Source organism: Trinickia diaoshuihuensis, from assembly GCF_003390925.1.
Lineage (GTDB): Bacteria > Pseudomonadota > Gammaproteobacteria > Burkholderiales > Burkholderiaceae > Trinickia > Trinickia diaoshuihuensis.
The window spans coordinates 59,278-84,291 of the sequence record NZ_QUBS01000079.1; the positions used below are offsets into that span (position 1 = coordinate 59,278).

At 63.7% G+C, this 25,014-nt stretch carries 20 protein-coding genes; 13 read left to right on the forward strand and 7 right to left on the reverse strand.

What is annotated here, in order from left to right:
• Positions 1-13: 13 nt before the first annotated feature.
• Together cysW and cysT are read right to left on the reverse strand one after the other, a co-directional pair.
• Positions 14-934, reverse strand: a complete 921-nt coding sequence (gene cysW / locus DXT59_RS17480; protein ID WP_116138172.1) for a sulfate ABC transporter permease subunit CysW — start codon at positions 932-934, stop codon at positions 14-16.
• A complete protein-coding gene (gene cysT, locus DXT59_RS17485) occupies positions 931-1,803 on the reverse strand; it encodes a sulfate ABC transporter permease subunit CysT (protein WP_116138124.1) in 873 nt (290 codons plus the stop codon). The genes cysW and cysT overlap by 4 nt, the downstream gene beginning before the upstream one ends.
• Before the next feature lie 249 nt (positions 1,804-2,052).
• Here cysT and ssuD point away from each other — a divergent pair, with 249 nt between their 5' ends.
• The 5 genes from ssuD to DXT59_RS17510 all read left to right on the forward strand — a co-directional run bounded on the left by ssuD (position 2,053) and on the right by DXT59_RS17510 (position 7,213).
• Positions 2,053-3,213: an FMNH2-dependent alkanesulfonate monooxygenase gene (gene ssuD / locus DXT59_RS17490; protein ID WP_116138125.1), complete on the forward strand. Its 1,161-nt coding sequence runs from the start codon at positions 2,053-2,055 to the stop codon at positions 3,211-3,213.
• A gap of 14 nt (positions 3,214-3,227) precedes the next feature.
• Positions 3,228-4,049 (forward strand): aliphatic sulfonate ABC transporter permease SsuC, encoded by an 822-nt coding sequence (gene ssuC / locus DXT59_RS17495; RefSeq protein WP_116138126.1) that lies wholly within the window; start codon positions 3,228-3,230, stop codon positions 4,047-4,049.
• A complete protein-coding gene (locus DXT59_RS17500; RefSeq protein WP_116138127.1) occupies positions 4,046-4,930 on the forward strand; it encodes an ATP-binding cassette domain-containing protein in 885 nt (294 codons plus the stop codon). Before ssuC ends, DXT59_RS17500 begins: the two co-directional genes overlap by 4 nt.
• A gap of 177 nt (positions 4,931-5,107) precedes the next feature.
• Positions 5,108-6,073 (forward strand): sulfonate ABC transporter substrate-binding protein, encoded by a 966-nt coding sequence (locus DXT59_RS17505; protein ID WP_116138128.1) that lies wholly within the window; start codon positions 5,108-5,110, stop codon positions 6,071-6,073.
• A 93-nt stretch (positions 6,074-6,166) separates the two neighbouring features.
• The gene (locus tag DXT59_RS17510) at positions 6,167-7,213 is read left to right on the forward strand and encodes a sulfate ABC transporter substrate-binding protein (protein WP_240324558.1); all 1,047 of its coding nucleotides are present in this window, start codon (positions 6,167-6,169) and stop codon (positions 7,211-7,213) included.
• Positions 7,214-7,329: 116 nt separating this feature from the next.
• On the opposite strand, the gene DXT59_RS17515 is transcribed toward DXT59_RS17510, so the two are convergent.
• The 3 genes from DXT59_RS17515 to DXT59_RS17525 form a co-directional block, all read right to left on the reverse strand.
• Entirely contained in the window at positions 7,330-7,656 is a 327-nt protein-coding gene (locus DXT59_RS17515; protein ID WP_116138129.1) for a hypothetical protein, read from the reverse strand.
• A 17-nt stretch (positions 7,657-7,673) separates the two neighbouring features.
• Positions 7,674-7,802: a lipoprotein gene (locus DXT59_RS17520; RefSeq protein WP_116138130.1), complete on the reverse strand. Its 129-nt coding sequence runs from the start codon at positions 7,800-7,802 to the stop codon at positions 7,674-7,676.
• Positions 7,803-7,996: 194 nt separating this feature from the next.
• Complete coding sequence (locus tag DXT59_RS17525; RefSeq protein WP_116138131.1) at positions 7,997-10,027, reverse strand: arabinofuranosidase catalytic domain-containing protein; 2,031 nt, start codon at positions 10,025-10,027, stop codon at positions 7,997-7,999.
• Positions 10,028-10,833: 806 nt separating this feature from the next.
• On the opposite strand from DXT59_RS17525, the gene DXT59_RS30700 reads away from it, so the two are divergent.
• The 3 genes from DXT59_RS30700 to DXT59_RS17540 all read left to right on the forward strand — a co-directional run bounded on the left by DXT59_RS30700 (position 10,834) and on the right by DXT59_RS17540 (position 15,202).
• On the forward strand, positions 10,834-10,977 hold the full coding sequence (locus DXT59_RS30700) for a hypothetical protein (RefSeq protein ID WP_162878124.1): 144 nt from the start codon (positions 10,834-10,836) through the stop codon (positions 10,975-10,977).
• An 86-nt stretch (positions 10,978-11,063) separates the two neighbouring features.
• Entirely contained in the window at positions 11,064-13,034 is a 1,971-nt protein-coding gene (locus DXT59_RS17535; protein ID WP_116138174.1) for a S9 family peptidase, read from the forward strand.
• A 185-nt stretch (positions 13,035-13,219) separates the two neighbouring features.
• Complete coding sequence (locus tag DXT59_RS17540) at positions 13,220-15,202, forward strand: methyl-accepting chemotaxis protein (RefSeq protein ID WP_116138133.1); 1,983 nt, start codon at positions 13,220-13,222, stop codon at positions 15,200-15,202.
• 65 nt (positions 15,203-15,267) lie between these two features.
• Here the strand turns inward: DXT59_RS17540 and DXT59_RS17545 are convergent, their stop codons facing one another.
• A complete protein-coding gene (locus tag DXT59_RS17545; protein WP_116138134.1) occupies positions 15,268-16,503 on the reverse strand; it encodes an NAD(P)/FAD-dependent oxidoreductase in 1,236 nt (411 codons plus the stop codon).
• A gap of 160 nt (positions 16,504-16,663) precedes the next feature.
• Here DXT59_RS17545 and DXT59_RS17550 point away from each other — a divergent pair, with 160 nt between their 5' ends.
• Entirely contained in the window at positions 16,664-19,081 is a 2,418-nt protein-coding gene (locus DXT59_RS17550) for a penicillin acylase family protein (RefSeq protein ID WP_116138135.1), read from the forward strand.
• A gap of 174 nt (positions 19,082-19,255) precedes the next feature.
• On the forward strand, positions 19,256-19,414 hold the full coding sequence (locus DXT59_RS30705; protein WP_162878125.1) for a hypothetical protein: 159 nt from the start codon (positions 19,256-19,258) through the stop codon (positions 19,412-19,414).
• Here the strand turns inward: DXT59_RS30705 and DXT59_RS17555 are convergent.
• Entirely contained in the window at positions 19,411-20,370 is a 960-nt protein-coding gene (locus tag DXT59_RS17555; RefSeq protein ID WP_116138136.1) for a 1-phosphofructokinase family hexose kinase, read from the reverse strand. The genes DXT59_RS30705 and DXT59_RS17555 overlap by 4 nt on opposite strands.
• 191 nt (positions 20,371-20,561) lie before the next feature.
• Between DXT59_RS17555 and DXT59_RS17560 the strand changes: the two genes are divergently transcribed.
• From DXT59_RS17560 to DXT59_RS17570, 3 genes are read left to right on the forward strand one after another with little or no spacing between them, the layout of a single operon-like run.
• Positions 20,562-21,398: a polysaccharide deacetylase family protein gene (locus tag DXT59_RS17560; protein WP_116138175.1), complete on the forward strand. Its 837-nt coding sequence runs from the start codon at positions 20,562-20,564 to the stop codon at positions 21,396-21,398.
• Between the two features lie 29 nt (positions 21,399-21,427).
• The gene (locus tag DXT59_RS17565; RefSeq protein WP_116138137.1) at positions 21,428-22,648 is read left to right on the forward strand and encodes a putative glycoside hydrolase; all 1,221 of its coding nucleotides are present in this window, start codon (positions 21,428-21,430) and stop codon (positions 22,646-22,648) included.
• Entirely contained in the window at positions 22,603-24,990 is a 2,388-nt protein-coding gene (locus DXT59_RS17570) for an exo-beta-N-acetylmuramidase NamZ domain-containing protein (protein WP_116138138.1), read from the forward strand. The genes DXT59_RS17565 and DXT59_RS17570 overlap by 46 nt, the downstream gene beginning before the upstream one ends.
• The last annotated feature ends 24 nt before the right edge of the window (positions 24,991-25,014 follow it).

The window sequence follows — 25,014 nt, forward strand, 5'->3', positions numbered from 1 at the left end:
CTCGCCTCGTCAATCAAGATTGCGCCGCGGGCAAGGCGCGCGCATTGCGCGCGGCTGCCAACTCGGCAGCGACGCGCCGCTCGGCGATCAATTTCACGGCGAGCGTCACGAGCGCGAGCATCGCAAGCAGCGAAGCGACCGCGAATGCCGCCGGCACGTTGTAATCGTTGTACAGCGCCTCCACGTGCAAAGGCATCGAGTCGGTCCGCCCGCGTATGTGGCCCGACACCACCGACACGGCACCGAACTCGCCCATCGCGCGCGCGTTGCACAGAATCACGCCGTACAGCAGCCCCCACCTCACGTTCGGCAAGGTGACGCGGCGAAAGATCTGCCAGCCCGAGGCGCCCAACACGCGCGCGGCCTGCTCTTCGTCGCTGCCTTGCGCCTGCATCAAGGGAATCAGTTCGCGCGCGACGAACGGGAACGTGACGAAAATCGTCGCCAGCACAATCCCGGGTACCGCAAAGACGATTTGGACGCCATGCGCATCGAGCCATGGGCCGAACCAGCCTTGCGCGCCGAACAGGAGGACATAGAGCATCCCCGAAATGACAGGCGATATCGAAAAAGGAAGATCGATCAGCGTCGTGAGCAGCGCCTTGCCGCGGAATTCGAATTTCGCGATCGCCCACGACGCGCACACGCCGAATGCCAGATTGAGCGGTACCGCGATCGCGGCGACGGTCAAGGTCAATCGAATCGCAGCCCTCGCGTCGGGATCGATCAGCGCGGCGACGTAGACGCCGATTCCCTTGCTGAAGGCCTGCGCGAACACGGCCACGAGCGGAAGGACGAGGAATAGCGCGAGAAACAATAGCGCCGCAACGACCAGCAGGACGCGCACCACACGCGGCTCGGCGACCGGATCGGCCCGCCGCGCCGGGCGACGGCGAGTCGCGGCCAAGGGGACCGAATAGGTTCGTTCGCTCATTGCGCCCCCGCCTGCGCCGGCCTGGCGCGTGCAACGCGGCTGGTACGGCGCTGCAGCCTCCATTGCAAGGTATTGACGAGCAACAGGAGCGCGAACGAGGCCGCGAGCATGACCATCGCGACCGCCGTCGCGCCCGCGTAGTCGTATTGCTCGAGCTTCGTCACGATCACGAGCGAAGTAATCTCCGATTTCATCGGCACGTTTCCGGCGATGAATATTACCGAGCCGTATTCGCCGAGCGCCCGTGCGAACGCGAGCGCGAAACCCGTGAGCAGCGCGGGCATAACCGCCGGCAGCACCACGCGCGCGAAAACGCGCCAGCGCGATGCGCCGAGGCTAGCTGCCGCCTCCTCTTGTTCACGCTCGAAATCCTCCAGCACCGGCTGCACCGTGCGCACGACGAACGGCAGCCCGATGAACGTCAGCGCCACGAATACGCCGAGCGGCGTATAGGCGATCTGAACACCGAAGGGGGCGAAGAGCGAACCGATCCAGCCGTTGGTCGAATAGACGGCTGCCAGCGCGATACCGGCCACCGAGGTAGGCAACGCGAACGGCAGATCGACCGCCGCGTCGACGATGCGTTTGAACGGAAACGAATAACGCGCGAGCACCCACGCGACGAGCAGGCCAAAGACGGCATTGATGAGTGCGCCGATCAGCGCCGCGAAGAACGTGAGCCGGTACGAGGCAAGCACGCGCGGCGATGCGACGGCCGCAAGAAACTGATCCCAAGAGAGCGTGGAAACCTTCAGGAAGGCGAACGCAAGCGGGATCAGAACCACGAGGCTCAGATAGCCGACCGTGATCGAAAGGGTCATCCGGAACCCGGGCAACGCACTGGGCTTGCGAAAAACGAACGTGCTCATACTAATTAGTCACCCAACGCGGCTCGAAACATTCAACGCGAGTCTAACGACGCCGGGCGATATGAAAAACCAACGGTTGCTCATTCACATATATCGAATTCTGCTAAGCATCCCGTCATGAGCCCCGCTCGCCCATGCCCGCCGCTCATCACGCGCCGTGCAAATCAAAGCAGAAAGCATTCGTTCGAAAACCGCCTTGCCGCCTTTAGACTGCATCGATTTCTCACGCATTGATCCGCAGGAGCAGCCATGCAAGTGTTTTGGTTCATTCCCACGCACGGCGATAGCCGGTATCTCGGTACGGCGGAGGGCGCGCGCGCCGCGACCTACGATTACTTTCGGCAAATCGCCGTGGCCGCCGACACGCTCGGGTATGAAGGCGTGCTGCTGCCGACGGGCCGTTCGTGCGAGGACGCGTGGGTCGTTGCATCGAGCTTGATTCCGGCCACCGAGCGCTTGAAGTTTCTCGTCGCGATTCGCCCCGGATTGACTTCGCCCGCGCTATCGGCGCGGATGGCCGCGACCTTCGACCGGCTCTCCGGCGGCCGTTTGCTGATCAACGTCGTGACGGGCGGCGATGCCGCGGAGCTCGCGGGCGACGGCGTGTTCGTCGATCACGACACGCGCTACGAGATCACCGACGAATTCCTGCATATCTGGCGCGAATTGATTGCCGCGTCTCACGATGGCCGCAGTATCGATCGCGACGGCCAGCATCTGAGCACGAAGGGCGGCAAGCTGCTGTACCCGAGCGTGCAGCGCCCGCATCCGCCGCTGTGGTTCGGCGGCTCTTCCGCCGCCGCCCACAAGATCGCGGCCGATCATATCGATACCTATCTCACTTGGGGCGAGCCGCCGGCCGACGTCGCCAAGAAGATCGCCGACGTGCGTGCGAAGGCCGCCGAACGCGGCCGCGAAGTGAAGTTCGGCATTCGCCTGCACGTGATCGTGCGCGAAACCGAAGAAGAAGCGTGGCAAGACGCGGAGCGCCTGATCAGCCGGCTCGACGACGAGACGATCGCGCGTGCGCAGCAGGCCTTCGCCAAAATGGACTCCGAAGGGCAGCGCCGGATGGCCGCCTTGCATGGCGGCCGGCGCGGCTCGCGCGAGACGCTGGAGGTCTACCCCAACCTGTGGGCGGGCGTCGGCCTCGTGCGCGGCGGCGCGGGTACCGCGCTCGTCGGCAGCGCGGAGCAAGTCGCCGCCAGGATGCGCGAATACTCGGACCTCGGCATCGAAACGTTCATCCTCTCGGGCTATCCGCATCTCGAGGAGTCGTACCGGTTCGCCGAACTCGTATTTCCGCTCATCGATGTCAAACCTGGCAAACCGGGTCGCACCGGACCGTTGTCGGGGCCGTTCGGCGAAGTCGTCGCCAACCATTACCTACCGCAGGCCAGCCAAAGCTGACGGAGGCACGCATCATGCGCACGATCCGATCGGCTCGTAACCGTTTTGTCTCGCCCGATCGCCGAGCCGTGCTGCGCGCATTGACGCCATGGCTCGTCCCGGTTGCGCTGCTCGTCGCCTGGGAGATGGCGGCTCGCAGCGGCACGCTGTCGGCTCGCGTCTTGCCCGAGCCGCTCGCCGTGGTCCGCGCGGCATGGGCGCTCGTGCAATCGGGCGAGATGTGGACCGACGTCAAGGTCAGCGCCTGGCGCGCGGCGGCCGGTTTCGCGCTCGGCGGCGGAATCGGGTTCGCGCTCGGCTTGTTGACCGGGTTGTCGAAAATCGCCGACGTCGCGCTCGACTCGACGATTCAAATGATCCGCAACATCCCGGCCCTCGCGTTGATCCCGCTCGTGATTCTCTGGTTCGGCATCGACGAAAGCGCAAAACTCTTTCTGGTCGCGCTCGGTGTGTTCTTTCCCGTCTACGTCAACACATACCACGGTGTGCGCTCGGTCGACGCGGGACTCGTGGAGATGGCCAAGAGCTACGGCTTGAAGGGGTTCGCGCTCTACCGCGACGTCGTCATGCCCGGCGCGTTGCCGTCGATTCTCGTCGGCGTGCGCTTCGCGCTGGGACTGACCTGGGTCATGCTGATCGTGGCGGAAACGGTCTCGGCCCAGTCGGGTATCGGCTACATGACGATGAATGCCCGCGAGTTTCTTCAGACCGACGTCGTGGTCGTCGGCATTTTGCTCTATGCCGTGCTAGGCAAGCTCGCCGACTTGCTCGCGAAAGGGCTCGAGCGCGCCCTGCTACCCTGGCATCCCGCGTATCGATCAGGAGCAAAAACATGAGCGGAACGATACTGACCGCATCTTTCGGCGCGATCTCGGGTACCGACCTCGAAGCGGAACTGACGGCTTCGCCACGCCGCGACAGTACACCGGCGGCGCGAGGGGCGCATGGCGAACCGGCGCCCCGGCCGCTGCCGCGTGCGCAAGGGGCGCCGGTCGTCTCGCTGCGCGGCGTGAGCAAACGCTACGGCGAGCGGCTCGTCCTCGACCGCATCGATCTGTCGATCGCGCACGGCAGCTTCGTGTCGATCGTCGGACGCAGCGGCTGCGGCAAGTCCACCTTGCTACGGCTCGTTGCCGCGCTCGAGCAACCCAGCGCCGGTACGCTCGTCAAGCAAGATACGAAGGGCGGCGCGCTCGATACGCGGATCATGTACCAGGACGCACGGCTGCTGCCGTGGAAAACCGTCTTGGAGAACGTCACGCTCGGGCTGGGCAAGCAGGCGCGCGACCACGCCCGCGCGGTGCTGGATGACGTCGGCCTCCTCGCTCGCGCCGGCGATTGGCCGGCCGAACTTTCGGGTGGTCAACGGCAACGCGTGGCTTTGGCACGCGCGCTCGTGCACCGGCCGCAACTTCTGCTGCTCGACGAACCGCTCGGCGCCCTAGATGCATTGACCCGCATCGAAATGCATGCGCTTATCGGCCGGCTCTGGGAAGAATATCGGTTCACCGCGTTGTTGGTGACGCACGACGTCCAGGAAGCCGTCGCACTTGGCGACCGCATCTTGCTGCTCGATGCGGGCCGCGTTGCGCTCGATCAGCCGGTGGATCTAGCCCGGCCGCGAACCCGAACGTCCGTGGGTTTTACCTCGCTGGAGGATGCCGTGCTGTCACGCTTGCTCAGCCCACACCCGGACGAGGCATCGGCCAAGCGCTAGCGCCAACGCATTCGTTCTGATATCGAAATCGCAATTCGTTCGTTCGCGCGGCATGCCGGTCCGCATACACTGTAACGGACACTATCGTCTTAAATCAGCCACTCTGCGCGGACCATCGTCGCGTCGCTTAGGGACGCAAGAACGTTTCGTGTTTACGTCCTTTCCCGGGTTTTTTCGATGATCCACACTCTGAAATACAACGGCGCGGCACGCGCGCTTGCCGCCCTCGCCGCTCTGCTCCTTTCTTTATTTCAAACGCCTGTCCACGCGGACGAGACCGAGATCCGCATCGGTTGGCAGAAGGGAAGCGACCTTGCCATCATGAAGGCCCGCGGTTCGCTCGAGCATGCACTGACGCAACACGGCATTACCGTTCGCTGGCTGGAGTTCCCCGCCGGGCCGCAAATGCTGGAAGCGCTCAATATCGGCAGCATCGACCTTGGTTGCGTCGGTGAGACGCCGCCCGTCTTCGCCCAAGCGGCGAACGCCAATCTCGTTTATGTGGGGGTGGAGCCGCCCGCGCCGGAGGGCGAGGCCCTTCTGGTGCCGAAGTCCTCGCCGATCAAAACGGTTGCGGAACTCAAGGGCAAGCGCGTCGTCTTGAACCGCGGCTCGAACGTGCACTATCTGCTCGTGCGCCTCCTGCAAAAGGCCAATCTCGGTTATGACGACATCAAGGTTTCCTACCTGAAACCGTCGGACGCCTACGCGGCGTTCGAGAAAGGCGACGTGGACGCATGGGTGATCTGGGACCCCTATGCGGCGGCGGCGGTCGCTCAATCGGGCGCGCGGATTCTAGCCGACGGGCGCGGCGGCGTGGCCGACAATCACCAGTTCTATATCGCATCGCGCGGTTACGCCGACGCGCACACCGAAGCGCTCCAATTCGCCCTCGCGAGGATCAACGAGGAAAGCCTTTGGATCGGCGGGCACGAACAAGAGGCCGCGCAAATCGTCGCGCCGCAAATCGGACTCACGCCCGCGATCGCCGCCAATTCGCTGAGCCATGGCGCGTACGGCGTGAAAGCGCTCGACGCCGACGTCGTGCGCAGCCAGCAGCGTATAGCCGATACCTTCTTCAATCTCAAGCTGATTCCCAAACAGATCGACGTCGGATCAGCCATCTGGCATCCGGCGCACTGAACGATTTTGCGGGCTATCGCCTGAGGCCCGCGCCGGTCGATCGACGGCATTGACATACTAAAACTGGGTTCGCTAAAACCACGCTACGGAGTCATGATGCAATCCGATACCCCATTGGTCTCGCCGTCGCGGCGTACCTTTCTCGCCGGCCTGACGGTCGCCGCCGTTTCGTCGCTGGGCCTCGCGCGCGGGGCGTACGCCGCGCAAGGCAACTCGCTGCTGAATGTATCCTATGACCCGACTCGCGAATTCTATCGAGACTACAACGCCGCATTCGGCGGCAAATGGCAGGCGCAAACGGGCACTGCCGCACGGTTCGAGCAGTCGCACGGCGGTTCGGGCAGTCAAGCGCGCGCAGTGATCGATGGCCTGCCCGCCGACGTCGTGACGCTCGCCCTCGCCTACGATATCGATGCGATCGCCGATCGCGGCCTCATCGCGCAAGACTGGCAAAAACGCTTGCCCGACAATTCGAGCCCCTATACGTCGACGATCGTATTCCTCGTCCGTAAGGGTAACCCGAAGCGAATCCACGACTGGGAGGATCTCACCCGCGCCGGCGTCAACGTGATCACGCCGAATCCGAAGACCTCGGGCGGCGCGCGCTGGAACTATCTCGCCGCATGGGGTTATGCCGAGCATCAACCGGGCGGCAACGAGGCGAAAGCCAAAGCCTTCGTCGCGGCGCTCTTTAAAAACGTCTCGGTCTTGAACTCGGGCGCGCGCGGCGCCACGCTCTCATTCGTGCAGCGAGGCCAAGGCGACGTCCTCATCGCTTGGGAGAACGAAGCGTTCCTCTCGCTGAAGGAGTTCGGGGCGGACCAGTTCGAAATCGTCGTACCGTCCTCGAGCATTCTGTGCGAGCCGCCCGTCGCCTGGGTCGACAAAGTCGTCGACCAGCACGGTAGCCTCAAGCTTGCCAAGGCGTACCTGGAAGGCCTCTATAGCGACGACGGACAGCGAATCGCTGCCGAGCATTTCTATCGGCCCCGCTCGAAGAATGTCCCCGCCTCGCTCACGCAGCGTTTCCCGAGCCTGAAGCTCTATACGGTCGATGGTGAATTCGGCGGATGGCGTGCCGCGCAAAAGCGGCACTTTGCCGACGGCGGCATCTTCGACAGCATTTACGCGCGAGGCTAAACGCACCGGCAATGAGGCCGGCGACGGCGATACCGGGGATGGGCCCGCCCGGGCTATTCCATCCGGCATCGCCGCTTGGCGGACCTTACGGCGTCAGTTGCCGTTCACGCATTTCTCTACGACTCGAATGCCTCGTGTTCGCCGTCGCGCGATTGCCTGCCGAGCTTGCCTTCGCTTTCCATGGCATCCTGCCAAGCGATCATGGCATTCGCCACGGCCTCCTTCTCGCCACTGAACGCGAGTACCGTTTCCCCGCATGACGGACAGATGCCGCCGAACGCGGCATGAATCCCGTTCATTCTTCTCGTATCGAGCGATTCGAAGTCGGTGAACCCGGTCTTGCAAGAACCGCAGGTCAATTTTTCGGGACGCAGCGCGTCCGCTTTCGCTTGTGCTTGAGCGACACGTTGCTCTTTCGTGCCGCGCTGTTTGGCTTGTCCCATGGTGGCCTTATGCGTCCTTACAACGCGTGTTGCACGGCACGCGCCGATCCGGAGATGTCTTGACCGACTCCCGCGATCGTATTGCAGCCCGTCAGTACGAACAGCGCACCGAGCAAAACCAGTATCGTCATACGAACCTTCGACATTCCTTCGATTCCTTTCGCTTTCGCTTTCGCTTTCGATTAAGCCGGAACGCGCCGATTGGCTCAGCTCGCCGCGCGTCCGGCCGAATATGGTACCCGACCGCGCAATGAGCGTCGACAAACCGGATCGAAAGCGCGCCGCGCGCGAAAGCATCGCCGCCGGAAAAAGCCACGCGGCGATGGGTACCCGGCACCCGCTACATAGTGGACGCCGCGATCATCGACAAGCTCGGACAGTAATGCGTCGCGCTGAGGTAAGGCGTTTGCTGCGAGCGGACGCCGGCTGCGTTCGCCGTGGGCGGATCGATAAAGATCGATGCGTTATTCGACCCCGCAGGGGCCGTGAACGTCATCGTGATCTTCCACCAATTGCCGGTCTTCACCGCGCTCAGCGCGGTTGGCTGCCCTGCTCCCCACGTTCCACGCACGATCGCGCCCGTGTTCGTGTCGAGCGCCCAAGCGAATTCGGTACCGCTCGGGTCGTCGGTTTGAATCGAGCCCCCGGGGAACACCGTCGCGTTGGTCGTCGCCTGAACGTAGTCGCTGAAGGTATAGCTCTGTCCGCCTTGAACGCGGATGATTTCATGAATATTCGCGACCGGCGACCCGTTCGTGGCCGTGACGAGCGCCGCGCGCTGGCTCGAACCGTAAATGTCCGTGGCCGGCTGAGCCGTGCCGCCGTTGCTCTGGCTCCAAGCCTCGGGTTCAGTCAGACTCAGCGGCAAATTAACCAGATTGCCCGCATAACACGCATCGCCGTGCGGATCCCTCGAGGGACCGTAGAAGCCCGCGATACTCGATTGGATCGCATCGTCCGTCGTGCTCAAGGTGGCCTTCGTGATGATCGCGCCCTCGAAGAATTGCACGGGTGCCGGACTGCCGTCGCCGCCCTCGCCCAGCGAGAGGCCGCCTTGCCACTGACCGTTGAAGGCGTGGCCCGCATTGTTGCCGAAGATATAGGCCTGCGGCGGGACGCCGTCGTATAGCGCGGTCAGCACGCCCTGCGATGCCGACCCGCCTTTCACGGCAAAGACGTTCGAGCCGGTGATAGGCGAATACTTCGATAGCACCGTGACGAACTTTTCGTTCGACGGCTGTTGCGGGCCGTAGAGATAGACGCCCGCTTCGGCATCCACGCCCGGCCAGTTCACATTGAGTCCGTTACAGACCGGATCCTTCACGTTCGGCGCTTGGTTCGAATCCCCCTGGCAATACCCGAACACCGCCGCGGCGCCGTCGGAAAACGCCAGCGCAAACATCTCGCCCTCGATTTCGCCGTGCACGTACGTGCTCGGATCCGCGCTGCTCTCCATGTTGCCGTATGTTCCGCAGCAGGTGGAGGACTGGTCGTACTGCGCGCCCGCCACCATATACTCCGCGATGTCGCTGTCGCCGATCGACTGATTCACGGTGCCGAACCGGTTGCGGTACGCCTGGCCCGCCAACGTCGAGAGCGCCGGCACTTGCCCTGTGCCGGACGAGACGAACGACAGTTTCGCGGGCGCGCTGCCCACTGCCGGCAGATCGTTGCCGACCGCGAGTTGCAAGGTCGGCGACTGAGCGGTCAGCGCGGCGGGCGGCTGCTGCAACTGCACCTTCAGTTGCCCCTGGGTCCCCGGCAGCGTGATCGTGGCGAAGCCGTTCAACACCGGGACCGTGACGGGATGTTGCGAACCTGGACCGCTACTGGGCAGCGTCAACGATTGCGTGCCGTCCTGGTTCAACCTCAGCGTCGCGGGCACATTGCCGAAGGCACCGCCCTTGATCGAAGCGACGAGATCGACCTGGTCGTAGATGTACGACACCGCGCACGAGGTCTTATTGCAGAACGACTGAACGCTCTTCAGATTGGTCGTGCCGATCGTCGAGCGCGTCGAACCGTGCGGCAATGTCAGCGACGTATAGGGATAGATGTCTTTCGAAGCGCCGTCGGAGGCTCGGATGAGCCGGAACAGCGGTCCCGCGTAGTGTTTCGTCAAAAGGCGCGTCACGCTATGCGCGGCCGAACACGGCGTGCCTGCGTCGGCCGCCGCGTCGCACGGCAACGGCTGTGCGGCGCCTACCTCGGCTACTGCGCTCACGCTCGAGACCGCGGTACTCGAGGGCGCGATCGCCGCATTGGCCACGCTCGCCGATGTTCCGCCGCCCGATGAGTCGCCGTTACACGCCGTCAACGCAACGGCGGCCGACAACATCAATGAAACCAGCCCAGATGCTCTAAACGTCATGATCCCTCCAATAGACGCGTATCGGATTACATGAAAATCATTCAGGACAACTAAACAATCGACAGGTAGCCGTTACCGGACAGGTACGACCATCTAGGAATGACCGGCGCCATCGCCGGTTTGCATGGAAAAGCCGGCCCTCGAACTCAGCTCGCGCGCCCCGTGGCGCGGCTTGCAGGCTGTCCTGCGGTGGAGGAGCGGGTGTCGGCGGATATAATATTATTTATTATTACTAACGCTGGGCCCTAGTACATTCCCGTATACGGGCGGAAAAAAGCGGTTCGGCGAGGAGCCGGAGCATCGGTTGCGCCCGCACCGGGGGGCTAAACATCAAGGTCTATTAGTAATTTATTAACCGACCGCGAGATCTCCCTGAACCCGTTCGGCCCTGCTCGCGCTCTGCCCTCCGGCTTCATCCCGCACCGATATTTTCCGGCGGACAACGCCGCCTTGCTCCGACGCCTCCTCCGACCAGCGGGCGAGCGGTTCGAGCGCGGCCACTTTCGGCGACATTTTGCTCTTGCCGAACAATTATTTCGATGGTCTCCGGTATGTCCTGGCCACGGATTTGTTTTATATGATGCCGCCCCGCGTCGACTCGATCGGTTCTATGGCAACGCCTGAAACCGATGCCCACCCGCTGCCCGCGGCAGATTCTTTCAATCGGTGGCGGCGACGCGCTCGAAACGCGATGTGGCCTGGTATCGGCCGCATCGAGGTCGCCATAGACCGCCGCCGCATGGCATGTGCGGTGCTCAAGAAGGGAGCCGGATATCGGCGACCTCACCTTCATAGGAGTACTCATCATGGCTGCGAACCAATCCTCCCAGCAGCGCGACCAGAAGGCCGACGAGAACCGTCGCGAAGAAAATAGAGAAGAAAACCGCGAAGAGCGTCGAGAAGAAAAGCGTAGTGAACAAGAGCGCAGCGAAGAAAAGCGCGAACGCTAAGCGACTATAGCGTCACCTCGCCCGGGCACGTGCGGCTCACGCGTGCCCGGCATCAAACCAATGCGGGCGCCGCCAGTAAAACGATCATGAAAAAGCCATTCGTCCCTGAAGACCTCTATCGCTATGAGGTGGCGTCGGAACTGCGGTATTCGCCGTCGGCCGAGATCGCCGCGTGTCAAGTCTCGAGCGTCGACGAGGCGACTCAAAGCACAGTCCGTCGCATCTGGCTCGTGCCGCTTAACGGAGCGGACGCATACCGATTAACGAACGGCCAGTCGGACCGCCACCCGCGATGGAGACCGGGGTCGCGTTCGTTGACGTTCGTATCGAGCCGCGGCGGAGGCCCCCAAGTTCACCAGATCGATATAGACGGCGGCGAAGCATTCGAGCTTTGTCATGTCCCCACGGGTGTCATGTCGTTCGAATGGTCTGCGGACGGTAGGCACCTCCTAGCATTATCGACGGTCGAACTCGAACCCCAATGTTTGAGCCAGCCTTCGAAGCTGCCGAAAGACCCTGCCCAGAATGCGCCGCCCCCGCCGCGAATCGTTTGGCGGTTGCCCTACAAGTTGGATGGCGTCGGTTATACGCTCGATGCCACGGTCCATCTATTCGGTATCGATGTCGGCACTGGCGAATCGCATCAATTGACGCGCGGAAGCTACGAGGTCGAGAGCGCCGCTTGGTCTCCCGATGCCGCGCAGATCGTGTTCAGCCGCACGCGCGAGGGACGTCTCGCGCACCGCACCGATTTGTGGATCATGAACGCCGACGGCAGCCATATGCGCCAAATCACCCGCGACATCGCGAGCGTCAGCGACCCGCGCTGGTCGCCCGATGGTCGATCGATCGCCTTCTGCGGCAGCCGCGCCGATGGCGATTCGATCGAGCGCCTCTGGCTGTTCGAACTCGCCACGCAGAACATTCGACGACTAGGCGAGGACGATGTCGAGATCGCGTCGAGCGACAGCCTCTCATGGGATGGCGATTCGAACGCCCTCATCTTTTTGGCGTCGTGCCGAGGCCGCCAGCACGCCGTTCGCCTGACCTTGGACGGCGGCTATACGACTGTGGTTGCGGGCGATCGTCAGTTGAGTTCGCTCTCCCTGGCCGGCGACCGTCTTGTTTTCGCCAGCGAGGACATCGGCAACCCCTGCAACGTCTACGCGTGCGGCCTGGACGGCGGCGGCGAGGTTCAGCTCACCGCACTCAATGCTTGGTGGAACGATCGGCGTTTGCCGCACGTAGAGGCGAGGATGTTCGACGTACCCGACGGCAACGGCGGCACTGAATCGATCGAGGGCTGGCTGATACGGCCTCTCGGCTGCCATAGCGCGAGTCCGCTGCTCGTCGATGTACACGGCGGCCCGGCAAGCTATGTCGTATTCTCTTTCAATTGGCACGTGTACTGGTATCTGCTGGCCAGCCATGGATGGTCCATTCTCGCGCTCAACGCGGTCGGCTCCAGCAGCTACGGCTGCAACTTCAGTGAACGATTGCGGCAAAAATGGGGCAAACTCGACCTCGATCAGCACCTAGCGGCCGTCGAGCGGCTTCGTAAAGAAGGGCTAACCGATGAACGATTGGCCATTACCGGGAAGTCGTACGGAGGCTTTCTAACGGCTTGGGCCATTTGCAACAGCACCGCATTTCGCGCGGCGATCGTCTCCGCCCCCGTCACGAGCCTCGAAAACCATTACGCGGTTTCCGATAGCGGCTATTACGCGGACGCCCACTCCATGTATGGCGAACCGAAGGTTAGGCGCGATGTCATGCGCGAGCTTTCTCCATTGACCTATGCGGAGAACATTAGGACGCCCACCTTGATTCTTCAGGGGGAAGACGATCAACGTTGTCCCCGCTGTCAATCGGAGGAGCTTTACACCGCCATCGCGACGCAAACCCATACGCCCGCGGAAATGATTTTATATCCCGAAGGAGATCACCACTTCTTCGAGCGCGGCCATCCGCGCCAGCGCCTGGACATGCTAAGCAGACTCGTGTCTTGGCTCGAACGCTGGATCGACGTACCCGTCGATAAAGGCCATCCGGATTGAATTCGACGGCTGCCAATGGCAGCCGCCACCCCGCCTTGTCCGATCGTCCCTCAAGTTCGCCGAACAACTGCCGTTAACCATGACTGCTCTTAGGTTCTAGGGAGCAGTCGAGGGTAAGCGCGAAGCAACACTATTGCCTTTACGCGCCATGCCAATAGCCATTTATTCAATATCTGGGATTTTCAATGACTATAACTCGTCGGCGTGGCCTAAGTATCGGCGCGCGGCTCGTCGCTTTTTCTTGCGTGCTTGTCGCGTTGATTTTTATCGCTTTTTCGTGGGCACTGACCCACGCAGCCGGTGGCCAGGTGCGCGAGCAAGTCATGAAGCGAATCGACGAAAAGAACAATTCGATCGCGCAAACGATTGCCGTTATCGACCATTCGCTATCGGCTGAAGTAGGCCGTACGATGACGCTGTTCGAAAGCTTCCTGCCGGGAGGATTCTCGCTCGACGAGACGAGCAAAGTCGATATCAACGGGACGGCCACGCCGACGTTCAAAGCGGGCGACCATGTGTTGAACCTCGACTTCGCCGTGCCCGACCAATTCCTGGCGCGCAGCGGCGCCATCGCAACGGTATTCGCTCGCAGCGGGGACGACTTCGTCCGCGTGACCACCTCGCTGAAGAAGCAAGACGGCTCGCGCGCGATCGGAACCTTGCTCGATCGCAAGGGCCCCGCCTACGGGCCTGTCATGGCGGGCCGTACGTATACGGGACTGGCGACGCTATTCGGCAAGCGGTACATCACGCAGTACAAGAGCGTCTCCGATGCATCGGGCCGCATCATCGGGGCACTGTTCGTCGGGGTGGACGTCGACGAGCAAATCCAGGCGCTTCAAGAACAGATTCGCGCGCTGAAGGTAGGGTCGAGCGGCTACTACTTCGTCGTCAACGCATCGAACGGCGCCGAGCGCGGCAAGTTCATCGTCCATCCAGGTTCTCCGGGCGAGCATTTCGACGACCGAAACGGTCCGTATTCGCAAATGCTCGATACGAAGAAAGGCCGTATCGACTACGCTTCCGCCGATTCGACGCTCGGTGAAACGAGCGAGCGCGAGAAGACCGTTTCCTTTGTGACCGTGCCCGAATGGCAGTGGCTGATCGGCGGTGTCGCCGTCAACGACGAGGTGATGTCGGAGGTTACGTCGATCCGCAATCGCTTCGCGGCGATCGCACTCGGTCTGCTCGTAGCCTTCGCCCTCGTCTTTTTGATCGTCGTGCGTCGTCTCGTGAGCCGCCCGCTGGAGCAAGTGGCCGTGGCCGCCGGGCAATTGGCGGCGGGCGATCTGAGCGTACGGCTTAGCGCCAAAAACGGATCCGGCGCCGAGGCACGTATCGGCGAAGATGAAATCGGGCGTCTCGTCGATGCGGTCGACGGGGTCGGCGAGGGGCTGGCACGCATCGTCGCGCACGTACGCGAGGCGTGCGCGGGCGTCACCGACGGCACGGCGCGCATCTCCACGAGCAGCGGGGATATCGCCGCAAGGGTCGCCTCGCAAGCAGCGAGCGTCGAACAAACCGCCGCGAGCATGGAGGAAATCACGACCACCGTGCAGCAAAACGCCGACCACGCGGCGCGGGCGAGCAGCGTCGTCGATGCGGCGGCGACCGCTGCCGCCGGCGGCGGCGACGCGGTCGAGCGCGTGGTCTCGACGATGAGTGCGATCAACGGTTCGTCGCAGCGCATCGCCGATATCACGAGCGTCATCGAAGGCATCGCCTTTCAAACCAACATTCTCGCGCTGAACGCGGCCGTGGAAGCCGCTCGCGCCGGGGAGCACGGCAAAGGCTTCGCCGTCGTCGCGGCTGAAGTACGTGCGCTCGCGCAACGCAGCGCCGCGGCGGCGAAAGAGATCGATGCCGTCATTGCCGAATCGACCACCATGGTGCAAGGCGGCTATCGGGTCGCGGAAGAAGCGAGCGAAGCCATGCGTGGGATCACGGCTCGCGTGAACGAGGTGCGGTCGATCATCGCCGAGATTGCCGTCGCCTCGCGGCAGCAGTCGGCCGGCATCGAGCAGGTGGGCATCGCAATCGCCCAGATCGGCGAAGCCACACAGCAAAACGCCGCGCTTATCGAAGCGGCCGCCGACGTGGCTCGCACGCTCGAGGCCCAAGCGGCGGATTTGGACGGCGCCGTCTCGACGTTCAAGCTATCGAAGTGATGAACCGGCCGCCTATGCCGCGGCCGTGAGTTCGGGGCGGCGCGGGCCGCGGCGGCGCCCCGCGCTCAAAACCGCCGCTCGACCCGGAATGGCGCGGGGTCGACGATCGTCTCCTTGCCCAGCATCATTTGCGCGAGCAACCGGCCCGTCACGGGCCCGAGCGTCAATCCGTGATGCGCGTGTCCGAAAGCGAACCACATCCCCTCGTGTCGCGGCGCGGGCCCGATGATCGGCAGCATGTCGGGCGTACATGGGCGCCGGCCCATCCACGGCTCGGGGTCGAGACGCGTACCGAGCGGAAACAAACCGCGCGCGATCGGCTCGACCGCGTCGAGTTGCACGGGCGTCTTCGGCGCATCGCATCGGGCCAATTCCGCTCCGGTCGTCAACCGGATGCCGCGCATCATAGGCGCGATGAGGTATCCGTTCTCGACATCGAGTACCGGGTGACGAAGGCGCGCCTGCCCGTTTGCTTGGTAATGCATGTGATAGCCGCGTTTGATGCCTAGCGGCAGGTGGTACCCGAGCCGAGCCGCCATCGGCCCGGACCAGGGCCCCAATGCGAGCACGACACGCTTCGATTCGATGCGGCCGTTTTGCGTTTCGACGGACCACCCCTCGCGCAACGTGGCCGCGTCCCCGGGCACAACCTGCCCGCCGATGGACGCGAAATGCCGTGCATAGGCCGCGACGAGCGCACCCGGATCGCTGACCGATTCGGCCGCGGTAAAACGCAAACCGCCGGTCAACGAATCGGCGAGGTCGGGTTCGAGTTGCTTCAGGCGCGCGGGATCGAGTGCCTCGAATTCGATACCGTATTCGCGTTGCCACCGCTCGACGATGGAAGTCTCGCGTTCCAGCTTGGCCTCTGTCCGGAATACTTTGATCCATCCGGAGGCTCGTAGCAGATCGCTCGCGCCGGCTTGCACCGCCAGGGCCCGATGTTCGCTCACGCAGTGCTCGATCAACGTCGCATAGTAACGCGCGATCTCGGCATGCCGAGCCGGATCGGAGTTACGCCAGTAGCGCCAAAGGAACGGCGCGAGTTCGCGAAGCGCATCGGCGTGATAGCGTACGTCTAGCGCGGTGTTGCGCGCATAGCGCAGTAAATCGCTCAACGCTCGCGGAAAGGCATACGGATAAACGCCCTCTCGCTGAATCAGTCCGGCATTGCCAAACGACGTCTCGGTGCCGGGCGCTTTCCGGTCCACGAGGGCGACAGCCAAACCCATCTGTTGCAAATGATCGGCGACAGATACGCCGACAATGCCCGCGCCTAGCACGATGGCGTCGAATTTCATTGTGTATCCTAAAGGTCGGTTCGAGTGCGCCTCGACGCAGCGGCGCATAGATTAGCAAAGAAACGCACCGCGGCCGCGCAGGCGTCATGGCGCCGTCTATCCGAAGCGAAGCTGCTTCCTATCGTGCTTCCCATCCGCAACCGCAGCGCATCGATGCCCAATGGAAATCGCTCTTCCGAAACGACACAACGCTTGGCGCTGGCTTACAAGATGCATCGCGCTCATCGTTACCGCTTGCATACTCGCGTTGCTGGCGGCCGTTGCAGCGATCGCGCTCAGCATGCCGGTTCTCGACGGCACTCGCGTCGAGCCTCGATTGCAATCGCGGGTATCCGTTGCGCGCGACGCTCAGGGCGTCCCTACGCTCGCCGGCGGCACGCGCGCGGACTTGGCTTACGCGACGGGCTTCGTGCATGCGCAAGAACGCTTCTTCCAAATGGATCTATTGCGCCGCTCGGCCGCCGGAACGCTCGCGGCCTTGATCGGTCCTGCCGCCCTCCCGCTTGACCGTGCGCACAGAATCTATCGATTCGACTCGGTCGCCGGTAAGGCGTTGACGGCATTGTCCCCGGCCGATAAGACCATTCTCGACCACTACGCCGCGGGCGTGAATGCCGGACTGGCGGCGCTCAGCGTGCGCCCGTTCGAATATCTAGCGCTGGGCACGAAGCCGCTCGCCTGGCGTCCACAGGACAGCTTGCTCGTGGTTTGGGCGATGTATTTCGACCTGCAGGAAAGTCAGCGTCACTATAAGTTCGCGCGAGCTTGGCTGCGGGCGCATACGGATGCGCAAGCTTTAGCGGTGCTATTGCCCGGATGCAGCGAATGGGATGCACCGCTCGACGCGCCATCCGTTGCCTGCGATGCTCCGCCTATCGGCAAGCTTGCGCCGAACTGGCTCGGCGGCCCGTCGCCGCAAACGCTCGGGCAGGTGTCGTTCGGCACCGAGATCGGCAGCAACAACTGGGCGCTAGCGGGCACGCGTACGGCCACCGGTAGCGCCATCGTCTCGAACGACATGCACTTGAATCTGCGCCTGCCAAATATCTGGTATCGCGTCGTGTTCGAGTACCCGGAGGCGGCGGGCGCGATGCGGCGTATCGTCGGCGTGACGCTGCCGGGCACGCCCGCGGCGGTGGCCGGCAGCAACGGCGCCGTCGCTTGGGGGTTCACCAACGGCTACGGCAACGACCTCGACCTCGTCGAATTGCAGTCGGACCCGCGGCATCCGAACGCTTACCGAACCGCCGGCGGCTGGGCGCCGATCGAGTTCGAGAACGAAATACTGGAAGTCAAGGGCGGCCCCGCCGAAACGCTGCGTGTCGCCGAGACCGCGCTCGGGCCGGTTTGGGAGGTAGGCGGCAAACGGTACGCCGTCAAATGGGTCGCCAACGATCCTGGCGCGGTGGATGTTTCCCTGCTGCGCATGGAGGCTGTCGAAAGCGTGGCCGAAGCGCTGGCGACCGGGGCGGCGGCAGGCATTCCGGCTCAGAATCTGATCGCGGGCGATGCCGCCGGCAACATCGGCTGGACCATCGCCGGAGCGATGCCCAACCGGCATTCGCGATGGAGCGATACGCTCCCTTATCCGTCCGATGCCCGCGGCCTGGGCTTCGACGGCTTGCTGCCGGCGCGTGAGCACCCGTCCATCGTCAATCCGCCGTCTGGGCAGTTGTGGTCCGCGAATGCGCGCCAATTGGCCGGGGGCGGCTACGATCTGATCGGTGACGGCGGCGCCGATTTGGGTGCGCGTGCGCGGCAGATCCGTGACGACCTCGCGGCGCGCCGTACTTTCGATGAGCGCGACGCTTATGCGCCGAGCCTCGACGATCGGGCACTGTTCCTAGCGCCGTGGCGCCGGCGCGCGTTGCGCGTACTGGACGAGCAAGCGCTGGCGGGCCACCCGCAGCGCGCCGAGTTCAAGCGATTGCTGCTCCACGATGAAGAAGGATGTGCCTGCATCGACTCCGTCGGGTACCGCCTGACGCGCGGCTTTTTGCACAACCTCTACGGAGCGCTCTTCGGTGCCGCCGATGTGCAAATGCGCAAGCTCGACCCGAATGCGAGCATTGCGCAAGCAACGCCGCGATGGCCGGTAGTCGTAGCGCGCCTCGTCGACGAGGAGCCGCCCGGCTGGCTGCCGAAGGGACAAGACAGTTGGCGAGCGGTGAAACTTGCCGCCGTCGACCGGACCATCGCGCAATTGACGGCGCAGTCCGTTCCGCTCGCCGGCGCGACCTGGGGGCGCCGAAACACGTCGCACTTCGAGCACCCGATGGCTTCCGCGATGCCTGTGCTATCGCGATGGCTTGCCGCGCCGGCCGACCCGCTGCCGGGCGACGGTAATATGCCGCGCGTGGCCGCGCCGGCGTTCGGGCAATCGGAGCGAATGGTCGTGTCGCCCAGTCATGAGGACCACGGGATCTTCAATATGCCGGGTGGGCAAAGCGGCCATCCGTTCAGCGCTTACTTTCTGGCCGGCCACGAAGACTGGGTTCACGGCCGGCCCGCGCCGCTGCTCCCGGGGCCGCAACAGCATCTGCTGATCCTGGTACCAGCAGCAAGCGAAGACCGCTAACCGCCAGGCTCAGCGATGCCTGCGTTGTAATGACGCAACGCAACATACCCGCTCTTGACCGATACACGGGGCTTTTTCGAAAATTTTTGTGCAACGCACTAGCTTTTGGCTAGGGAAAACCCTAGAATGCAGTCTTAAGGGATAACCCTAAGACGCATTTAACCGGGAGTTGCCATGAGCTACGTTTTCGCCCTCATTCAAAAGATCAGCGATTTCTTCGCTTCGCCGCATCTGCCGCTCGACTCCGACTATTCGTTCGAAGCGCGTCATCGCGAAGCCGAGCGCGTTCGTCTGTCGCAAGCCACGGTGTTCGGCATTCGTCTCGTCGACTAACCCGCCTGGCGGGTTGGGGCCGCGTCGGCCATAGCCGACGCTTGGTAATACCGCTCGATTTCGTCCGGCTGCGCCAGCACGGTGCCCGCGCGCAGCACGGCCGAGGTGCCTGCGGCCACCCCGTAGCGCAGCGCCTCTTTCGCCGGCAGGCCTCGGTCTATCGCCCAGACGAAAGCGGCCAAGAAACTATCCCCCGCGCCAACCGCGCTGACGACGGGTACCCCCGCCCCGTCGACTTGTTCGACGCGACCCTCGGTGGCCATCAAAGCCCCACGCTCCCCCAACGTCAGCAAGACGATTTGCGCGTTGCCGCGGCACACGAGGCGCCGCGCTTGCTCGCTCCATTCGCCTTGCGTTTCGAGCGGCTCGCCCGTCAGTTCGCGTAGCTCGTCTATGCTCGGCTTGACCGCGTAGACGCCTTCGTCGAGCGCGGCCTCGAGCGCATCGCCCGACGTATCGAGGATCACGCGCGTCCCCCTCGCTCTCGCCGCGCGCGCAATACGCGCGTAGAAGTCCGCGGGAATGCCCGGCGGCAAGCTACCACTGACGACAAGCCAGCGCGGCACGGGATCGAGCGAGATCAACCGATCGAAGCACGCTTGCGCCTCCATGGGCGAAACCTCCGGACCGGGGGCGACAAAGCGGTATTCGTGCCCCGTCGACGTTTCCCTGACCGCGACGTTCTCGCGCGTCTCTTGTGCGATCGGCACGCAATCGATACTCACGCGCTCCGTCTTCAGCAAGTCGGCCAGCGTTCGCCCCGCACGGCCGCCGGCGAGATATAGGGCCGTGCAATCGGCGCCCAACCGCCGCACGACGCGAGCGACGTTGATGCCGCCTCCGCCTGGATCCCGGCGGACTTCGTTGCAGCGCAGCTTGCGCGTATGAACCAAACGATCGACGCAAAACGACAAATCGACGGCCGGATTCAAGGTGAGCGTGACGATATCGGTCATAGCCGGGAAGGTTCGATGACGAGCGTTGTTCGCCGCAGTAGAGCATCGCTCGAGCCCTCACGCGTTGACGCACGTCAATGGGGCGCGGCGATGGCAGGCCGCCTCGCTTGATCGATGTCAGACGACGGATCGGGCCCATGCGAGAAGATAAAAGGGCCGCCTACCTTGCGACGTAGCCAATGCCGAACAATATGTGCCCAAAAACTTTCCCGCAGGCGTTGCGTCGCGCAGCGCTCGCCCTTGCGCTTGCATGGTTTGCCGCCTGGGCCCTGCCGGCCATCGCAAGCGACGCGGTACCGCGCGTGGCCATACTCGTTTATCACCGCTTTGGACTCACCGCCGCCGATTCGATGACGGTTCGCGTCGAAACGTTCGAGGCGCAATTGAGCATGCTTCGGGCGCACGGTTACCGCTTCGTGGCGCTGCGCGACGTTCTCGATTGGCTCGACGGCGAACGAGCCAGCTTGCCGCCGAAGGCGATCGCGTTGACGGTCGACGACGGACATCGGAGCGTATTCGACACGCTGCAGCCGATCGCACTACGCGAGCGTTTGCCGATCACGCTATTTATCTATCCGTCGGCGATTTCCAACGCCTCGTACGCGCTGACCTGGGACCAATTGCAAGCGCTACAGACGACCGGTTCGTTCGACGTGCAATCGCATACGTTTTGGCATCCGAACTTCAACACCGAGCGCGCCCGCTTGTCGCATGACGCCTTCGAAGCATTCGCGACGATGCAATTGCGCAAATCGCGCGCCAGCCTCGAAACGCATCTTGGAACGCATGTGGATGTACTCGCGTGGCCGTTCGGGATCGTCGACGACGAACTCGTTCGAATGGCAAGCGCTGCCGGATATCGCGCGGCCTTCGAACTGGGCGGCCGCATGATCGATCGCGATGCCCCGCGTTTCCGGTTGCCCCGTTTTTTGGTCGTCGATAGCGACACGCCGGCGGTCCTTGCACGCTTGCTCGGCGAACCGGTGCAAGCCGATCTCGACGTTCACCTGCCGGAGAATCAGCCTTGAAATGCAGTCGTCTTGTCGTATCGTTGGGGATGCTGGTCCTCTGCGCCTTCGCCTTCGCGGCGCGATCGACGTCGGGGGTCGTGGTCGATGCGCAAACGCTCGCCCCCGTTGCGCACGCGATCGTCACGGACGCGCAAGGCGTCCACCACGCGGACGAGGCCGGCCGATTCTCGCTTGACGACGGCGCCGCCACCGTCGCGGTGAGGGCGCCCGGCTATTTGCGCACCACCGCTTCCGTCGCGCCGGACGGGGCGCTCAAGATCGCGTTGACGCCGTTCCGTCCGCGAGCCGTTTATCTTTCCGCCTACGGTGTGACGAACACGGCGCTACGCGATGCCGCGGTCGCGTTGACCGATCACACCGCCGTCAATGCGCTCGTCATCGACATGAAAGGCGATCGCGGCATGACGCCCTACCGAAGCGCCGCGCGCGATACGATCGGCGCCTCCGCGCATGTCGGCGAGCACGCCCCGTCGGTCAAGGATTTTCAGGCGATCGTCGACGCGCTTCATCGGCGGCGCCTGTATTTGATCGCCCGCATCGTGGTCTTCAAGGACGACCCGCTCGCGTTGGCGCATCCCGAGTGGACCGTGCGCGACGCGACGGGCCACCCGTGGCACGATCGCGAAAACCTGCAATGGATGGATCCGTTCTCGCAGGACGTCTGGCGGCATAATATCGAAGTCGCGCAAGAAGCCGCTCGTGCCGGCTTCGACGAAATCCAATTCGATTACGTTCGCTTCCCCGACGCCGGCGGCTTGCGGTTTTCTCAGCCGAACACGCGCGAGAACCGGACAGCCGCGATCGTCGGGTTCCTCCACGCGGCGCGGGCGCGACTGGCACCGTATAACGTATTCGTCTCGGCCGATATCTTCGGGTACGTCTGCTGGAATCTCGACGATACCGCGATCGGGCAGCAACTCGAAACGCTGAGCGCGCCGTTGGACTATATTTCACCGATGCTTTATCCGTCCGGCTTTACGTGGGGACTACCGGGCTGCACGAATCCTGTCGCCGATCCGGAACAGATCGTGCGCCGCTCGTTGCATGAAGCGAAGCAAAGGACGGGGCTGCCCGGCGTGCGTTTTCGTCCTTGGTTGCAGGCGTTTCGCGATTACGCCTTCGATCGACGCGAATTCGATGCCACCGCCATTCGGGCACAGACCAAGGCAGCCGACGAAGCGGGCACCGATGGGTGGATGCTATGGAATCCGCGCAACCGATACGACGCGGCCGACTTGCCGCGTTAATCATCGTTCGCCTCTACGCGAGCATCCTGCTGGCAGGCAGCGCAGTCTGCGCGGGCGCCGAGCTCGCGGACCCGGAGCGTTCGTCGGCGAACCATGAATTGACGCGGATCGTCGACGGTGAAATCGCCTCAAGGCGCATCTCGGGGGCCCTCATCGTCGCGGGCGATAGGGACGGCGTCTCCTACCGGCAAGCATTCGGTAGCCGCGCGGTCACGCCGGTCGCCGAACCGATGGCGATCGATACCGAGTTCGACGTTGCCTCGTTGACCAAGGTCGTCGCCACGACGACCGCGATCATGCAGCTCGCCGAAACGCATCGGATCGCGCTCGACGCACCGGTCATGCGCTACTGGCCCGCGTTCGCGGCGAACGGCAAGTCGACGGTGACAGTGCGCGAGCTCTTGACGCATACCTCGGGCTTCGCGCCCGACCTGCCGCTGGGAAAGCGCGCGCAAACGCGCGCGGGCGTCCTGGCGGAGGTCATCGCCGAGCCGTTACGTGCGCCGCCGGGGGAGCGCGTCATCTATAGCGACATCAACTTCGTCGTGCTCGGCGAGTTGATCCGCCGCGTCTCGCACGAATCGCTGGACGGCTACTGCGAAGCCCACCTGTTCGCCCCGCTCCACATGCGCGACACGCGATTCCGGCTCGACCTGTCGCGTATGGCGCGCACCGCACCCACGACGCCCGATCGCAGCGGGATGCGCCGAGGCCGGGTGCACGATCCGACGGCCGAGCGCATGGGCGGCGTGTCCGGCAATGCGGGACTGTTCTCGACGGGCGACGATCTTGCCCGGTTCGCGCGCATGCTGCTGAACGATGGTGATCTGGACGGAAGGCGCATTTTGAAATCGGAGACCGTCGCTTCGCTCGCGGTGCCCGCTCTCGTTCGCTCGCCGCCCGAGCAGGAACGAGGACTCGGCTGGGCGCTCGATGCGCCGCTCGTGTCCAACCGCGATCGCTTACCGGCGTACGGCACGCTGACGCATACGGGCTATACCGGGACCGCGCTGTGGATCGATCTGGTATCGAAGCGATTCATCGTCGTTCTCACGAATCGCGTCCATCCCGACGATCGCGGCGATGCAAAGCCGCTGCGCGCGCAAGTCGTTGCGTGGTTCGCGAGCCAGCATACGGCGCTGTCCGTGCGGGAGATGACTGCGACGTTACCGGGCATCGAGCCTGCCGTCACGGCCGGGCTGCGGCTGCCGCTCGCCGCCGGCCCCGTTCGCACCGGGATCGACGTACTCGAGGCGCAGAGGTTCGCTCCTATCGCGGGGCTTCGCGTCGGGCTCGTGACGAATCGCTCGGGATTCGATGCGAATGGACGTCGGACGATCGATGTATTGGCGAATGCGCCCGGCGTGCATCTGGCCGGAATCTTTGCGCCCGAACATGGGCTCGGCACGGATCTCGACGCGCCGCTCGGCGATTCCATCGACCCGGCAACGGGTATCGCCGTTCGCAGTCTATATGGCGCGACGCAGCGCTTTCCAGCCGATTCGCTCGATGGCCTCGACGCCCTCCTATTCGACCTACAAGACGCCGGCGTGCGGTTTTTCACGTACGAAACCACGCTGGGCTATGCGCTCGAGGCGGCCGCCCGCAAGGGTATCCCTCTGTTCGTACTCGATCGGCCCAACCCGCTCGGCGGCGATCGGTTCGGCGGCCCACTGCTCGACCCCGGCCGCGAGTCGTTCACGGGGTATTTCCCGCTGCCGTTGGTGCCGGGGATGAGCGTCGGCGAGTTGGCATCGCTTTTTAACGGCGAGCGGCGACTTCAGGCCGACTTGCGGGTCGTTGCGATGCAAGGCTATTCGCGCTCGATGCGCTTCGCCGATACGGGACTCGGATGGGTGCCGCCCTCGCCCAACTTACGGACCGAGGCGCAACTCGATTTGTATCCCGACGTGGGAATGATCGAAGGGGCGAATTTAAGCGTCGGCCGCGGGACGACGCATCCCTTCGAATGGATCGGTGCGCCTTGGATCGACGGTCCGCAACTCGCGGCGGCGCTCGACGCGTTGCACTTGGGCGTGCGCATCGCGCCGATCGATTTCGTCCCGACCGAATCGGCCTATCGAGGGCAGCAATGCCACGGCATCGCGATATCGCGCGCGGACATGCCGCCGGCGCCCGGGCGGCTTGGGGTCGCATTGCTCGTCACGCTGCATGCGCTATACCGCAGTCAGTTCGATTTAGCGGCGACGCGCGCGTCGATCGGCTCGGATGCCGTTTGGGACGCGGTGAACTCGGGCGCCGGTCTCGGGGCCGTCGAAACGATAGAAAGCGAAACCACCGCGCGCTTCGCGCCGACACGCGCGCGCTATTTACGCTACTGAGCGCGCCCACGACTCGCGCGGCCA